The organism is Streptomyces sp. NPDC002490, assembly GCF_040296045.1.
In the GTDB taxonomy this organism is placed as follows: Bacteria; Actinomycetota; Actinomycetes; order Streptomycetales; family Streptomycetaceae; genus Streptomyces.
In genome coordinates, this window is sequence record NZ_JBEOWM010000045.1 from 25,581 (window position 1) to 41,549 (window position 15,969).

The window sequence follows — 15,969 nt, forward strand, 5'->3', positions numbered from 1 at the left end:
CACAGCATCCCCGTCAGCACTGACAGTCGGGCTCCCGCACGGGGTCGGCGCACGCGGACCGCGGGGCCGTCCGGTCGGTGATCCGCATGTGCAGGCCGCGGGGGGTGAGGGTGGACAGGGCCGAGGGCCGGGGCGGTCGCGGGTCGGTCGGCTCCAGTCGCCACCGGGTGGCGATGGTGGCGAGGACCACGGTGGCCTGGACGGTGCCGAAGCGGTCGCCGATGCACTTGCGGGCACCGGAGCCGAAGGGGAGGTAGGCCGTGCGGTCGGGGCGGGCGTCGAGCCAGCGGTCCGGGTCGAACCGGTCGGGCTCGGGGTAGCGGTCGGGGCGGCGGTGGACGAGGTAGGGGCTGATGCCCAGGACGGTGCCCCGGGGCAGCGGGACGGTGCCGAGGACGGTGTCCTCGGTGACCTCGCGCGTCATCAGCCACAGGGGTGGGTACAGCCTGAGCGCCTCGGTGAGCACGTGGCCGGTGGTGGTCAGGGCGGGCACGTCGGCGAGGGTGGGGGGTGCGCCGGCGAGCACGGTGTCCAGTTCCCGGTGCACCCGGTGTTCGATCCGGGGGTGCCGGGCGAGCAGGTACCAGGCCCAGGCCAGGGCGCCGGCGGTGGTCTCCACGCCGGCCACCAGGAAGGTGAGGAGCTGGTCGACGGCCTCCCGGTCGGTGGGCGGCGGCACGTCCGGGGCCCCGTCCGGTCCGCCGGGGTGGAGCAGGGCGTGCAGCAGGTCGTCGTGGGGGGCGGGGTCGGCCCGGCGGGCGGTGACGAGTTCGGCGAGCGCGGTGCGCAGCCGGGTCCGGGCCCGGTCGTAGCGGCGCCGTTCGGGGCCGGGCAGGTGCCGGAGGGCGGCGGGGGTGAGGGCGCGGCGGAGCACTCCTTCCACCACGGTGGTGATGTCCTCGGTGAGGGTGCGGGCGACACGGGCCGGGGGCGGGGTCGCGAACATGGTGGTGAGGGCGGTGCGCACGGTGAGGGCCATCATCGTGGGGACGACGTCGAGGACCTGCCCGGGCCGCCAGTCGTCGACGGCGGTGCGGGCCGTGTCGGTGAAGCGCAGGGCGTAGGCGGGGAGTCGGGCGGGGTGGAAGGAGGGTTGGCACTGGCGTCGTTGGCGCCGGTGGTCGGCGTGGGAGCAGGTGATGAGGCCGTTGCCGAGCAGTTCGCGGCCCCGTTCGCGCAGGGGGCCGCCCTTGTCGTAGACCCGGTCGTTGAGGAGGACGTGGCGGGTGAGTTCGGGGTCGCACACCACGATCACCGAGCGGGGTCCGATGCGCACCCGGACCAGGTCGCCGAGGGCGGGCAGCCGGGTCAGGAAGGCGAGCGGGGCCCGGGCGAGGGGCAGGGCGTGGCCGAGGAGCGGGAGGCTCCCGGGGGCGGTCGGCACGGTGGGGGGCGGGGTGGCGTTCACCGGGTTCCTTCGGCGGGTGAGGGCGTCGCGGGCTCGTCCCGGTCGGACGGGTGGGGTGCGGCGGGCAGGGAGTCCAGCCAGGGGTCCATGGCCCGGACGGTGTCCGGGGCGTGTTCTTCGAGGAGGGAGAAGTGGGTCGCGGTGACGGGGTGGCGGGTGTGCGGGTGGGGCCAGTGTTGCGGCAGGTCGCTGTCGTGGGGGTGGACGAGGAGGGTGGGGGCGTCCAGGGGCGGCGGGGCCCAGTCGGCGAAGAGCCGGGAGTAGGCGCCGACGGCGGTGAGCATGGCGGGGGTGACGAGCGCCCGGGCTCCGCGCACCCGTTCGGTGACCTGGGCGGCGAGCCGGTCCGGTACGGCGCTGAGCAGCGGCGGGTCGAGGAGGACGAGTCCGGCGACGGGGTTGCCGTGCTGGTGGAGGGTGTGGGCGAGGGCGTGGGCGAGCAGCCCGCCCGAGGAGTGGCCGAGCAGGACCCGGGGTTGCCCGGGGGCGAGGCGGGTGACGGTCCGTGCCCAGGCCCGGGTGAGGGTGGCCAGGTCGGCGGGGAGGCACTCCTCGTCGTGGAGGCCGGGGAGCCGGATGGTCCAGGCGTCGCGTCGTCCGTCGAGGAGGGCCGCCAGCCGGGCGTAGGGGGTGGAGCTCGGGGAGGCGGTGAACGGCGGCAGGCACAGCAGGAGCGGGCGGGCCGGTCCCCGGCCGAGGCGTTCCCAGGCTCCGGTGGGCAGTTCGTCGGGGCGGTTGGTGGTGCGGCGGTGGCGGGCCCGTTCGTGCAGGTGGCGTCGGCCCGCCGGGTAGTCGCCCCGGGCCCAGGTGTCCAGGACGGTGCCGACGAAGTCGTCGGCGGGCGGCGGGGCGGGGGCCGGCGCGGGGGTGAGCAGGCCGTCGAGGTGGTGGGCGAGGGCGAGGGGGGTGGGGTGGTCGAACACGGCGGTGGCGGAGAGTCGGACGCCGGCGGCCCGGCTGAGCCGGGTGCGCAGTTCGACGGAGGCGAGGGAGTCGAAGCCCGTTTCGCGGAAGCGGTGTTCGGGGCGGACGGCTTCGGGACCGGGGTGGCCGAGGACGGTGGCCGCATGGCTGCGGACCAGGGCGAGCAGGTGGGTGAGGCGTTCGTGGGCGGGAAGCGCCAGCAGCCGCTCGCGTTCTTCGGGCGCGTCGGCGCTCGGAGCGGGGCGGGTCGGTGTGCCGGTCGGGGTCCGCCGGCGGCGGACCAGGTCGGCGAGCAGGTCGGCCGGGGCCTGGCCGGGGGGTGTGGGGGCCACGGCGGTGACGGCGGCGTGCGGGACGTCCAGGTCGAGGGCCAGGTCGAGGCCGGCCAGGGCCTGTCGGGTGCTGAGGGGGGCGAGTCCCTGCCGGGAGAGTCGGGCCTGGTCGGTGGCGTCCAGGTGGGCGGTGAGTCCGCTGGTCTCCTGCCACAGGCCCCAGGACAGGGAGGTGGCGGGCAGCCCCCGGTGGCGCCGGTGGTGGGCGAGGGCGTCGAGGAAGGCGTTGGCCGCCGCGTAGTTGGCCTGTCCGGGGGTGCCGATCAGTCCGGCCATGCTGGAGTAGAGGACGAAGGCGGCGAGGTCGTGGTCCCGGGTGAGGTCGTGCAGGTGCCAGGCCGCCTCGGCCTTGGTGCGCACCACGGTGTCCAGGCGCTGGGGGGTGAGGTCGGTGACGAGGCCGTCGTCGAGGGCGCCGGCGGCGTGGACGACGGCGGTGAGGGGGTGGCGGGCGGGGACGGCGGCGAGCACCTCGGCGAGGGCGGCACGGTCCGCCGCGTCGCAGGCGGCGAAGGTCACCCGGACCGGGCTGCCGGGGCGGTCGGCGAGTTCCCGGGCCAGGGCGCGCGCACCGGGGGCCCGTTCGCCGCTGCGGCTGACGAGCAGCAGGTGGCAGACGCCGTGGACGTCCGCGAGGTGACGGGCCGTCAGCATGCCGAGGGTGCCGGTGCCGCCGGTGATCAGGACGGTGCCGTCCGGGTCGAGTGCGGTGCGCCGCGTCAGGGCGAGCTTGCCGGTGCTGCGGCCCTGGCTGAGGAAGCGCAGGGCGGCCCGGGCGTGTCGCAGGGGCCAGGTGCGCAGGGGCAGCGGGGGCAGGACGCCGGAGCGGAAGAGGTGGAGAAGGTGGCTGAGGGAGCGGTCCGGGTGGGGGTGGTCGCGGACGTCGAAGGCGCGGTAGTGGACGTCGGGGTGGTCGGCGTGCACCTTCTCCGGGTCGCGGACGTCGGTCTTGCCCATCTCCAGGTAGCGGCCGCCGGGGCGCAGCAGGCGCAGGGAGGCGTCGACGAAGGGGCCGGCGAGGCTGCCGAGGATCACGTCGAATCCGGTGCCGGCGGTGGCCCGCAGCAGGGTGTCCTCGAAGTCGGGGGTGCGGGAGTCGGCGATGCGGTCACGGGGGATGCCGCGGGCGGTGAGCAGTTCGTGCTTGCCGGTGCTGGCGGTGGCGTAGACCTCGGCGCCCAGGACGCGGGCGAGTCGGGTGGCGGCGGTGCCGACGCCGCCGGCCGCGGCGTGGACGAGGACGCGCTCGCCGGGGCGCAGGTGGGCGAGGTCGACCAGGGCGTGGTGGGCGGTGAGGTAGGCGGCGGTGGCGGTGGCCGCCTGGGGCAGGGTCCAACCCTCGGGGACGGGGATGACGAGGCGGTGGTCGACGTCGACCCGGGGTGCGTACCCCCCGGCCTGCCACAGCAGGCAGGCGGCGACGCGGTCGCCGGGGCGGATCGCGGTGACGTCGGTTCCGGTGTCGATGACCGTTCCGGCGATCTCGAAGCCGATCGCGTCGCCCTCGGCCATGCCCAGGCCGACGACCGCGTCGCGGAAGTTGACCCCGCAGCTGTGGACCTGCACCCGGACCCGGTCGGGCGCGGGTCGGTCGGGGTCGGGGGTGGTGGGGTGCCGCGGTGCGATGTCCTCCAGGGTGCGGCTGGGGGCGGGGACCAGTCGCCAGGGCGGGGTGTCGTCGGGGAGGGCGAGTCCGTCGTCGTCGTGGGCGGGGGCGAGCCGGGGGACGAGGGCCCGGTCCCCGCGCAGGGCGACCTGGGGGTGTCCGGCGTGCACCACGGCGGCCAGCGCGGCGGCGTCCGCGGTGGCCGCGTCCGGGGCGGGGTCCGGGTCGGTGTCGACCAGGAACACCCGTCCGGGGTGTTCGTTCTGCACGGAGCGCAGCAGTCCTGCGCAGGCGGCGGCGACCGGGTCGTGGACGGTCTCCCCGAAGCCGGTGGGGTGGACGCCTCGGGTCAGCACCAGCAGTCGGGTGGGGGCGAGTGCCTCGTGGGCGAGGTAGGTCTGCACCTCGGTGAGCAGGTGGGCGAGTCGGGGGCGGAGCGCGCGCGTCGGGTCGCCGCAGGCGGGGGTGAGGTCGAGGAGCGCGGCCCCGGGTGCCGGGGTGCCGTTCGTCACGGACCGGGCCAGGGCGGCCATGTCGGGGTGGCAGCGGCGGGCCGACGGCCGGTGCGGGGACCCCACGTCGACCCAGTCGGTGGGGGGCGGGACCTCGTCGGGCAGGTCGACCGGGTGCCAGCGCGGGGTGAAGAGGGTGGGGTCGGCCGCGGCCAGTGCGGCGCGCATCCGGTGCGCGGTGGTGGGCCGCATCCGGAGGTCGGTCATCCGCACCACGGTGTGCCCGGCCGGGTCGGTGGCGGTCAGGGACACCCGGTCGTCGGACGCCCGGACCAGGGTGGCGTCCAGATCGGTGGCGCCTTCGGCGAGGAGTTCGACGCGGCCGACGGCGTGGGGCAGGAGGGTACGGTCGGTGTCGCCTTCGGTGAGCAGGCCGTGCAACAGGGCGTCGAGCAGGGCGGGGTGGACGGTGTACCCGTGCGGGGCGGTGTCACCGGGTGCGGGCAGGCGGGCCCGGGTGTACCGGGTGCCGTCGGTGCGCCAGGCGCCGGTCAGTCCGCGGAAGGCCGGACCGTAGGCGTAGCCGCGGGCGGCCAGGGCGTCGTAGCAGGCGTCGACGGGGACGGGTACGGCGCCGGGCGGCGGCCAGGGCTGCGCGGAGGGCGCGGCGGGGGGCTCCGGCGGGGTCGGCGCGGGTGCGGTGGCCTCCGCGTGCCGGGTCCAGGTTCCCGTCGTGGTGCCGTTGCGGGAGTGGAGGGTGAGCAGTCGTCCACCGGTGTCCTCGGGGGTGCAGTGCACCTGGAGGTCGATGACGGCGGCTTCCGGTACGACGAGGGGGGCGTGCAGGACGACGTCGTCCAGGCGGAGCGGGAGGCCGGCGTGGCGGGTGGCGTGCAGCAGGAGTTCCAGCATCCCGGTGGCGGGCAGCAGCACGGTGCCGTGGACGGCGTGGTCGGCGAGCCAGGGGTGGGCGGTGAGGGAGAGCCGTCCGGTGCACAGCAGCGAACCGTCCGGGAGTTCCACGGCGGCGGTGAGCAGGGGGTGCTCGCCTTGGTGCAGTCCGGCCGCGGCGAGTTCGGGGGTGCGGCGGGCGGCGGGCCAGTAGCGCTGTCGTTGGAAGGGGTAGGTGGGCAGGTCGGCGGTGCCGGCGGACGGGTACAGGGTGGACCAGTCGAGGGGGGCGCCGCCGGCGTGCGCGGCGGCCAGTGCCTCGGCGAAGCCGGCCGTGCCGGCGCGGTCGCGGTGCAGGGTGGCGCTGAGGGCGACGGTGGTGCGGGCCTCGGTGGCGATGTCCCGCAGCGGGCCGGTGAGCACCGGGTGCGGGGAGACCTCGACGAACTGGGTGAAGCCGGCCGCGAGCGCGGTGCGCACCGCCTCCTCGAAGAGGACGGGTCGACGCAGGTTGCGGTACCAGTAGGCGGGGTCCACCTCGCCGTCCGCGAGGCGCTTCCCGGTGGTGGCGGAGAACATCGGGACGGTGGCGGGCCGGGCGGTGGTGTCCGCCAGTGCCGAGTGCAGGGGGTCGCGCAGGGGCTCCACGTGGCGGCTGTGGGAGGCGTAGTCGACGGGGAGGCGGCGGGCCCAGACCTCGTCCCGGGCGCAGGCGTCGAGCAGCGCGGTGACGGCGTCCTCGTCCCCGGCGACGACGGTGGCTGCCGGTCCGTTCTCCACCGCGACCTCGACACGCCCGGCCCAGGGGGCGAGGAGTTCGGCCGCCCGGGACGCGGGCACGGCCAGTGAGGCCATCGCGCCGCGGGTGGTGAGGGTGCGCAGGAGTCGGCTGCGCAGGGCCACCACCCGGGCGGCGTCGGCGAGGCTGAGGGCGCCGGCGACGTGTGCGGCGGCGATCTCGCCCTGGCTGTGTCCGATGACCGCGCCGGGGTGCACGCCGTGCGCGCGCCACAGCTCGGCGAGGCCCACGTACATGGCGAACAGGGCGGGTTGGACCACCTCGGCGCGGTCCCGTTCCGCGGCGGGGGACGTGCCGCGGACCACGGCGGTGACGTCGCTCTCCGTCCAGGGCCGCAGGGCGCGGGCGCACCGGTCGAACGCCGCGGCGAAGACCGGGGACTCGGCGAGCAGTCGGGCGCCCATGGCGGGCCATTGGGCGCCCTGGCCGGGGAAGACGAACACCGGACCGGGGCCGGCGGCGGCCCGGGCGCGGACCAGGCCCGGGGCCTCGCGGTCGGCCGCGAGCGCGTCCAGGGCGGCGAGCAGGGCGTCCCGGTCGGTTCCGGTCACGGCGGCCCGTTCGTCGAGGGGGCCGCGGGTGGTGGCCAGGGAGTGGCCCAGGGCGACGGGGTCGGTGGTCGGGTCGGTGCGCAACCGGTGGGCGAGGGCCGCGGCTTGCGGCGGCAGGGCCTCGGGGGTGGCGGCGTACAGCGGCCACACCAGGGGGGCTTCGCCCCGTCGGGGGCGGACCACCCGGCGGGCGGAGGGCGCTTCCTCCAGCAGGACGTGGGCGTTGGTGCCGCTGATGCCGTAGGCGAGGACGCCGGCGCGGCGGGGTTCGGCGCCGCGCGGCCAGGGGCGGGCGGCGTGCAGCAGGCGCATGGTGCCGCGTGACCAGTCGACCGCGGGGGTGGGGTGGGCGGCGTGCAGGGTCGCGGGCATCTCGCCGTGTCGCAGGGCGAGCACCGTCTTGATGAGTCCGGCGAGGCCCGCGGCGGCCTGGGTGTGGCCGATGTTGGACTTCGCCGAGCCGATCCACACGGGGGCGTCGGGGTGGCGGCCGTGGGCGTACGCGCTCTGGAGGGTGGCGGCTTCGACGGGGTCGCCGACCGGGGTTCCGGTGCCGTGGGCCTCGATGAGGTCGATCTGGTGCGGGTGCAGGTCGGCATCGCGCAACGCGTCGGTGATGACGGCCTGTTGGGCGACTCCGTTAGGCACGGTGAGCCCGGCGCCGGTGCCGTCCTCGTTGAGGGCGCTGCCCCGGATGACGGCGAGGACGCGTTGGCCGGTGGCACGGGCGCGGGAGAGCGGGGTCAGCAGCAGGGCGGCGACCCCTTCGGCGGGGGCGAAGCCGTCCGCGTCGGCGGCGAAGGACTTGCAGCGTCCGTCGGGGGTGACGGCGCCGAGCCGGGAGAAGTAGACGAGGACGTCGGGCTCGGCCATCACGCACACACCGGCGGCGAGCGCGCTGTCGCACTCCCCGGCGCGCAGGGCGCGGACGGCGAGGTGTACGGCGGCGAGGGAGGAGGAGCAGGCAGTGTCCACGGAGAGCGCCGGGCCGTGCAGCCCCAGCGCGTAGGAGATGCGTCCGGCGGCGGCACTGACCGACAGCCCGGTGGGCAGGTACGCCTCCAGGTCGGCTTCGGGTTCGCCGAGGCGGCACAGGTAGCGGCTCTCGCTGATGCCCACGTAGACACCGGTGCGGGAGCCGCGCAGGCTCGCGGGGGCGATCCGGGCGTGCTCGACGGTGCCCCAGGCGCATTCCAGCAGGAGGCGCTGTTGGGGGTCCATGGCGGTGGCTTCGCGGGGGCCCACTCCGAAGAACGCGGCGTCGAAGTCCCCGATCCGGGGGAGGAATCCGCCGTGGCGCACCCGGGTGCTCCCGGCCGTTACGGGGTCGGGGTGGGTGAGGCGGTTCAGGTCCCATCCCCGGTCCCGGGGGAGCCCGGTGCGGAAGTGGTGCCCTGCCGACAGGAATCGCCAGAACGCTTCGGGGGACGTGCAGTCGCCCGGGAAGCGGCAGTTCATTCCGATGACGGCGATGGATTCCTGGGCGGAAGGCCCCACGCCACACCTCCTGGTGGGTTGCGCCGCGACGGGTCGATCACTGCGGTGGTGGACGGAAGACCACCACCGCAGTCCCCGGGGCGGCCGGGGCCTTCGGGCGGTCGGTGGCCCCGGGAACGGCGTCAGGTGCGCTGGTGCGCTGCGGCGTTGTGCAGTGTTGAGGTCACGGAGGGACCCCGTCAAAACCCGTTCACCCGTAAGGTCGGCCGCCCCTCCCCTGCGGTGCGCGGAGCGGCCGACACCCGTACGTCCTCCGGACGTTCGGACGATTCGGCGGGTCGGGGCCGCCGTCCGGGCGGTTCGGTTCCGGTCGCGGCGGTGGGGGCGCGTCGGGCGTTCCCGGTGGGGACGGAATCGACTTCCCCGCCGGTCGCTCCGCAGCCCGCTCCGCCCTTGTTCCGCCGCGGCGATACGGGTGCTCCTCCGGGGTGTTCTCCACCCCGGAAGGTCTGCGATTCCGGACGGAACTCCATCGGCCACGACGCGCACACGCCCTTTCCGATTCCCCGTGGAGGGTGGTGAATTCCGCGCATGAATTTTTGCTCTCCATGCGGGGCGACGATTTCGCGGAGCGGGCGGAAAAGGGGCGCATCAGGGGGCGCGGGGGCGACGCCCCCCGGAGCGTTGACGCACGGGGAGGGTGAAGTGCCTGGGAATTCACGCGGGGCGCACCCCCTTCCCGGGGCGGCCGGGCCTCCGTGGGCGTCGAGGGGACTGCGGCACGGGCACCTCGTGGGCGCGTGCGGGGCCCGTGGAACCCGCTCGCCCCTCAGGGAACACCAGGGCAAAACGCGCCATAGAACCCATTCACGAAGTGAAGCCCACCCGCCCCTCTCGCACATTCAGGTGAGACTCCCCCGCCGAAACGTCCCGATCATGCCCGTCATTCAGTTCGGATGCGACCTCCGCATTGTCGTCCGGACGCAACTGGGGCGGGCGGAGTCACCCTTCCCGACGACCTTGCCCCCTGCGTATGCTGAGATCACTGCATCCACCAGCGAAGAATGTACGCGCTCCACTCAGTCCCCTTTTTCCGACGAATCCCTTCAAGGCATTCCTCCGCCCGCTCTCCTTTTCCGACGCATACCGGTGCCGCGCCGAGCGGCACGGAGAGCGGCGGAAGCAACGGCCGCCGGTCCGACACCGCTTCCGCCCCGTCGCGCGGCGCCGACGCCGCCGCCCGACGCCCGCACGGCACGGACCACGGAACGCCGCCGGTCCCCGACGTCCGACGGCCCGAGGGGGCCGCACGCGACCACCACCCCTCTGCGCAGGAGAGACCATGAACGCGAAGACGCTCGAAAAACCGGACGATCCCGCCGTTCCGCTCCCCCGGATCGTCGTCCGGCCGCTCCGGGGGCGCGACGGCCACCTGGAGCAGATACGCGCGGCCCTGCTCACCACCGCGGAGGGCCGGCAGGGCGGGATCACCCTGCTGGAGTCACCCGCCGGCAGCGGTAAGACCAGGCTGCTCCAGGAGTCCGGCACCCTCGCCGAGGCGCTCGGCTACACCGTGCTCGACTGCTCCACCACCGGCGCGTGGCGCGGCGACGAGACCCCGTCGACGCTCCTGGCCACCGGGCGGGCGGTGACCACCCGGGTGCCGCGCCCGGTGCGGCCCACCGGCCCGGTGCAGATCCAGGCGCAGATCGACGCCGGACTGCGGCGCGGACCGGTGCTGGTCGTGGTGGACGACGCCCAGTGGGCCGACCCGGTGCAACTGCGCACCCTGTGCGGGCTCGCCCTCAAACTCGTGACCGTTCCGGTGCGGTGGCTGCTCAGCATGCGCACGGAGGACGCCCGGTCGGCGAACGGGCTGTTGCTGCGCAACCTCACCACCCATCGTGCGCAGTGGCTCACCCCGCTCGCCCCGCTCGACGACGTCTCGGTCGCCGATCTGATGGGCGATCTGCTCGGCGCCCGGCCCAGCGACGACGTCCGCGCCTTGGGCGAGAGCCTCGGCGGCAGCCCGCAGGCCGTCGTGGAGTTGGTGCGCGGGCTGGCGGAGGAACGGTGCCTGCGGATCGGCGGGGACACCGTGAGCCTGGTGGCCGAACCCCTGGCGAGCGGGTTCACCTCGGCCGTCGCCGCCGATCCGGGCGCCCATCTGCCCGCGACGTTCCAGCGACTGATGCGGGACCGCCTGGACCGGCTCGCACCGGGGACCCAGCGGCTGCTCCAGGTGGCGGCGGTGCTCGGGCCGTCCTTCCTGCCCCGCGATCTGGCGGACATGGCCGACGAGCGTCCCGTCCAACTGCTGGGCCCGCTCCAGGAGTCCTTGGCCGCGGGCATCCTCACCAGCGGTCCCGAAGAGTTCGCCTTCCACCGCGAGGCGATCTGGTACGCGGTGCTCGGGACCGTCCCCCCGCTGATGCGCTCGTTGCTGCACCGGCAGGCGGCCAACATGATCCTCGACCGGCTCGGGGACGGCACCGCCGCGGCGGTGCACCTCGTGCACTGCGCGCACGCCGACGACGCCCAGGCCATCGCCACCATCCAGGCGGCGGCGGAACGGCTGTTGCCCCTTGCCCCGCAGGCCGCCTCCGCCCTGGCGCTGCGCGGACTCGACATCACCCGCCCCGCGCAGCCCGCCTATCTGGCGCTGGCGACGACGGCGACCGCCGCGCTGGTGCGCTCCGGCACGCTCCACCGGGCCGTCGAGGTCGCCGAACGGGTGCTGGCCGTGCACCAACGGGCCGGCGAAGCCCCGCTCGGTCCGTCGCCGGACTGCGCGCACACGGACCCCCGCACCTGGCCGCTGCGGGCCTGGTTGGCCACGGCCCTGCTGCTGCGCGGGGACGCGTCCGCCGTTCCCCGTCTGCTGCGCAACCCCGCGCCGCAGGGCCCGCCGCCGACCGCCGCGCCGGGACCGGACGGCCCCTCCCCCCTGCTGTTGCGCCTGACGGTGCTGTCCCACACCGACGAGCGGGCCGCGCTGGCCGCGGCCGACGAGGTCCTGCGCGCCGAGGAGGACCACCAGGAGGACGAGCGGGCGGCGGCCCGCACCATCCGGGCCACGGCCCTGTGGTCACGGGGCCGTCTGGACGAGTCCCTCGCCCTGCTGGAGCGGACCGAGGTGCCGCCCGAGGCGGGCGGTGGCATCTGGCAGGGCAACGCCCTGTGGAACCGGGCGTGGCTCCTGATCAAGATGCGCAGACTCGACGAGGCCGCCGTAGCCGTCGACACCATCCGCCGCAGCATCGACACCCGGTCCAACGGGGTGTTGGACCCGGTCCAGCACGCCCTGCGCGCCTGGATGTGCTTCGCCCGGGGCGAACTCGCCGACGCGGAGGCCCACGCCGCGACGGGGCTCACGGCGGCGGCCGAGGCCCGGATGCCCCTGTGCGAGCCCCACCTGCGGGCGGTGCTGGTCGCCGTGGCCTTGCGCCGCGGCGACCTCGCCGAAGCCTTGGAACGGCAGGCCCAGTGGGACCGGGGCGAACCCTGGGACCCGTCGGCCGGCCCGGTCGACCCCGAGGCGCCGCCCCGTCCGTGGTGGGCGCTGCGGTGTCTGCTCACAGCCCAGGTGACGGCCGCGCGGAGGGGGGCCGAACAGGCGCTGGAGGTGCTGCGGGAGGCCCGTCTCCACGTGGGTCCGCGACGGCAGTTGACGGTGGAGGACCCCACGGCCACGGCCTGGTGCGTGCGCACCGCGCTGGCGGCGGGCGACCGGGAGTTCGCGGTCCGCATGGTGGAGTGCGCCGAGGAGATCGCCGCGGCGGCCCCCGGGCACCCGGCGGTCGCGGCCGCGGCCGACCACGGGCGGGCGCTGTTGGACGGGAACGGGGCGTTGTTGTCCCGTGCCGCGGAGCACTACGCCGACCCGTGGGGAGCCGCTTCGGCGACCGAGGACATGGGCGTGCTGCTGGGCCCCGAGGACCGGGACGGCGCGATCGGCGCGTTCAACCGGGCGATGGCCCGGTACGACGCCCTGGGCGCCAAGCGGGACTCCGCCCGGGTGCGCAGACGGCTCCGCCGGCTCGGGGTCCGACGACGGCACTGGAACCTGGTCGCCCGGCCGCAGACCGGTTGGGACAGCCTCACCGGGGCCGAGGAGAAGGTGGCGCACCTGGTGGCCCGTGGACTGACGAACCGTCAGGTCGCCGGGGAGTTGTTCATCTCCCCCCACACGGTGAGCTTCCACCTGCGGCAGATCTACCGGAAGCTGTCGATCCAGTCGCGGGTGGACCTCACCCGGATCGTGTGCGCCCCCGTCGCCCAGCGGGACCGGGCGCCCTTCGACGGGCCCTGAGCGAGGCGGCGGGCGCCGGCCGCGGCGCCCGCCGCCCGAACCCGGTGCCGGGGGTGCCCCGTCCCGGCACCGGGTGTCCTAGCGGGCCACCGCCTCGATGAGGCTCTGCGGCGACCGGGTCGGGGTGACCCGGGTGCGACGGAGCCCGGCGGCCTCGAACAGGGCGTCGTACTCGCCCAGTTCGCGTTCGCGCCCCGGCAGCACCGCGAGCATGTCGAGGTCCAGCAGAGGGGCGAACCCGGACTCCCCGGGCGGACCCAGCGGCATCTCGACCACGACCACCCGCCCGCCGGGGGCGAGGGCCTCCCGGCAGCGGCCCAGCAGGGTGGTGCAGGAGGCGTCGTCCCAGTTGTGCAGGACGGCCTTCAGCAGGAAGAGGTCGGCTCGGGGCAGGGGGTCGAAGAAGGACCCGGCGAGCACGGTGACCCGGTCGGCCAACCCGGCCGCCCGCGCCGCCGCCCGCGCGGTCTCCGCCACCGCGGGGAGTTCGACCACCGTGCCGCGCACCCGTGGGTCGGCGCGCAGCACGGCGTGCAGGAGTTCCCCGTTCGCCCCTCCGACGTCCACCGCCGTCTGCACCCCGCGGGTGTCGAGGAGGGTGGCGACCTCCTCGGACAGTCCGGCGGTCAGTTCGCCCATCGAGGCGGCGAACCGCTCCCCCTCCTCGGGGTGGGCCTGGAAGTGCGCCCAGATGTCCCGGCCGAGTGCCTCCCGCGTCTGCGGGGTGCCGGTCCGCACCGCCTCGGGGAAGCGGCTCCAGGGCTGCCAGTGGCCTGGGGCGCCGTGCACCAGGGCGATCGTCCGCAGGGACCGCGGGGCGTCGGCGCGCAGGGTGTCGAGGAGCGGGGTGGAGCGGTAGCGGCGGCGCGCGTCGACCTCGACCAGGTCGAGGGCCGCGCAGGCCCGCAGCAGCCGGGCCAGTCCGTCGGGGTCGGCGTCGACCCGCCGGGCCAACTCGGCGGCGGTCAGGGGTCCCTGGGCCAGGTGGTCGGGGACCGACAGCTCGGCGACGGTGCGCACGATCTGGGTCCGCCAGTACCCGGTGATCAGGGACATCATGCGTTCGTCGGCCGAGGGGCGGGGGGCGGGTGCGGTCATGGTCGTCCCTTCTCCGGGTCGCTCCCGCGGGGGCGGGGCGGTCGCGGGGGCGCGGTGCGCACGTGCTCGGGGCGGAACCCGAGGCCGATGATCCGGCTCATCAGCAGTTGGGCGGGTCCGCACCGGGCGAACAGTCGGGGGGCGGGGGGTTGTCGGCCCTTCTTCACCGTGGTGTCGATGCCGAAGCGTTGGGTGCCGCGTTGCAAGCCCTGGGACAGGACCGTGGCGAGCAGCCGGCGGCGGCGCACCGCGGCCAGGAGCGCGTCGTCGAACCGGGCACCGGTGCGCTGGGCGTGCAGGAGCGGGGCGGTGAGTGCGTTGGCGGTGGCGACGGCGTCCTGCACGGCCAGGTTGACGCCGAAGCCGGCGACCGGGGACATCGCGTGCGCGGCGTCCCCGATGAACAGCAGGCCGGGCCGGTGCCAGCGGTCCAGCCGGTCGATGCGGGCCTTGAGGACGCTGAGTTCGTCCAGGGAGCGCAGTTCGTGCACCCGGTCGGCGAGGAAGGGCACCAGTGCGGCGAGGTCGGCGCGGAAGGCGTCCAGCCCGGCGCGCCGCACGGCGTCGAGGCCGCCGCGGGTCGTCTCGTAGGACATCTGCCAGTAGTGCCCGCGGTCGGTGGCCCCGAAGATCCGGCCCGGGCCGACCCGCACGCAGATGCCTTCGTCGGGGTCGGTCGGCCGGCGGGAGATCCGGAAGAAGGCGACGTCCAGCGAGCGGCCCAGCAGTCGGGGGCGGGCTCCCACCTCCTCGCGGAGCGTGGAGTGCCGGCCGTCCGCGGCGACCACCAGGGTGCAGTGGACTTCGAGGTCACCGGCCCGGCCGCGGGCGCGCACCCCCCGTACCCGGCCGTCCGCGGAGCGCAGCACGCCGTGGGCGGCGGTGCCCATCAGCAGCCGGTGGGCGGGGTGGCGGCGTCCCTCGGCGGTGATCAGGTCGAGGAAGTCCCACTGGGGGACGAAGGCCATGTACGGGTAGGCCACCCGGAGCCGGGTGAAGTCGGCGATGTCGGTGCGGCGGCCGTCCTGGACGACGCCGATGGTGGTGACCTTCTGGTGCGGCAGGGCGTGGAACCGGTCGATGAGGTCGAGTTCGTCCAGGAGTTGGAGGGTCGCGGGGTGCACGGTGTCCCCGCGGAAGTCGCGGTGGAAGTCGTGGTGCCGCTCCAGGACCACCGTTTCGATTCCGGCGCGGGCGAGCAGCAGGCCGAGCATCGCGCCGGCGGGCCCGCCGCCGACCACGCAGACGGTGGTGCGCACGGGCTCGACCGCGCACCCGGCGTCCGGGGACGGCGTCGGCGCAGGGCTCACGGGGCGTTCCACACGGCGGCGCTCATGGTGGGGATGAGGTCCCGGGTGAAGGTCACGCCGGGCAGGTGGGCGCGGTAGGCGTCCTCGAACCCGGTGTGGGTCAGGGGCGTGTGGGCCGCGCTCATCTCCAGCCAGCGCGGGTGCAGCATCATCCGCAGCGAGTCGGCGGCGGCGTCCGCGTCGCCCGACACCTCGTACAGGGTGCGGGCGGTGTCGAAGGCGTAGGCGCACTGCTCGCCGGGGCGGGCGGCGTGCGCCTCCTCGGGTTGGGTGACGTCGATGACCACGAGCCGTCCGCCGGAGGCGACCAGGTCCCGCAGCCGCGGCAGCACCGTCGCGGCGGGGCCCAGGTGGAAGACGGAGTTGACGGACAGCACCAGGTCGAAGGTGCCGTCGACGGCCGGGGAGAGTTCCAGGGCGCTGCGGTGCTGGTAGCTGACCGGGACGCGGCTCGGTTTGGCGGCGGCGAGGTCGAGCATCCGGCGGGAGATGTCGACGCCGACCACCTCGTCGTACCGTTCGGCGAGCAGCAGGCAGTTGTTGCCGCTGCCGCAGCCGACGTCCAGGGCCCGCCGTCCCTCGGGCAGCCGTTCCACCAGCCAGGAGCGGACCGGGCTGGTGGCCGCGTCACGGACCTGGGTGAACCGTTCGTACAGGTCGGCGAGGTCGTCGAAGTACGGCTCGGGGCGGCTGGGCCCGGTGGTCTCCTGGGCGGCAGGGGTCATCGACACGTCCTCGGGGTGCGGCGGGGTCGGCGGCTTCCCCCGGCGCGGCCGGTCGGGGGCCGCGGGGGTGTGGGGGGAGGGCCCGAACGTACCGGCCGGGCAGGGCGGCCGGAAGCGGAAGGGG

Annotated in this window: 6 protein-coding genes; 1 reads left to right on the forward strand and 5 read right to left on the reverse strand. The window is 75.7% G+C overall.

Features of this window, described 5'->3' with window-relative positions; translation table 11 throughout:
- Positions 1-13: 13 nt before the first annotated feature.
- Both ABT092_RS24635 and ABT092_RS24640 read right to left on the reverse strand, forming a co-directional pair.
- Complete coding sequence (locus ABT092_RS24635) at positions 14-1,408, reverse strand: cytochrome P450 (protein ID WP_351247420.1); 1,395 nt, start codon at positions 1,406-1,408, stop codon at positions 14-16.
- Positions 1,405-8,460 carry an SDR family NAD(P)-dependent oxidoreductase gene (locus tag ABT092_RS24640; protein ID WP_351247422.1) on the reverse strand — a complete coding sequence of 2,352 codons (7,056 nt, stop codon included), beginning with the start codon at positions 8,458-8,460 and terminating at the stop codon, positions 1,405-1,407. Before ABT092_RS24640 ends, ABT092_RS24635 begins: the two co-directional genes overlap by 4 nt.
- Before the next feature lie 1,282 nt (positions 8,461-9,742).
- On the opposite strand from ABT092_RS24640, the gene ABT092_RS24645 reads away from it, so the two are divergent.
- Positions 9,743-12,712, forward strand: a complete 2,970-nt coding sequence (locus ABT092_RS24645; RefSeq protein WP_351247424.1) for a LuxR C-terminal-related transcriptional regulator — start codon at positions 9,743-9,745, stop codon at positions 12,710-12,712.
- Between the two features lie 78 nt (positions 12,713-12,790).
- On the opposite strand, the gene ABT092_RS24650 is transcribed toward ABT092_RS24645, so the two are convergent.
- From ABT092_RS24650 to ABT092_RS24660, 3 genes are read right to left on the reverse strand one after another with little or no spacing between them, the layout of a single operon-like run.
- Positions 12,791-13,810, reverse strand: coding sequence for a methyltransferase (locus ABT092_RS24650; RefSeq protein WP_351247426.1), 1,020 nt, complete (start codon positions 13,808-13,810; stop codon positions 12,791-12,793).
- Entirely contained in the window at positions 13,807-15,120 is a 1,314-nt protein-coding gene (locus tag ABT092_RS24655) for an FAD-dependent oxidoreductase (protein WP_351247428.1), read from the reverse strand. Before ABT092_RS24655 ends, ABT092_RS24650 begins: the two co-directional genes overlap by 4 nt.
- Positions 15,117-15,845, reverse strand: coding sequence for a class I SAM-dependent methyltransferase (locus tag ABT092_RS24660; protein WP_351247430.1), 729 nt, complete (start codon positions 15,843-15,845; stop codon positions 15,117-15,119). The genes ABT092_RS24655 and ABT092_RS24660 overlap by 4 nt, the downstream gene beginning before the upstream one ends.
- Positions 15,846-15,969 lie beyond the last annotated feature (124 nt).

What these genes read in the sequence shown, in the direction of transcription:
- ABT092_RS24645 (WP_351247424.1), top strand. Translation starts at nt 9,743, where the DNA reads ATGAACGCGAAGACGCTCGAAAAACCGGACGATCCCGCCGTTCCGCTC.
- ABT092_RS24650 (WP_351247426.1), bottom strand. Translation starts at nt 13,810, where the DNA reads ATGACCGCACCCGCCCCCCGCCCCTCGGCCGACGAACGCATGATGTCC.
- ABT092_RS24660 (WP_351247430.1), bottom strand. Translation starts at nt 15,845, where the DNA reads ATGACCCCTGCCGCCCAGGAGACCACCGGGCCCAGCCGCCCCGAGCCG.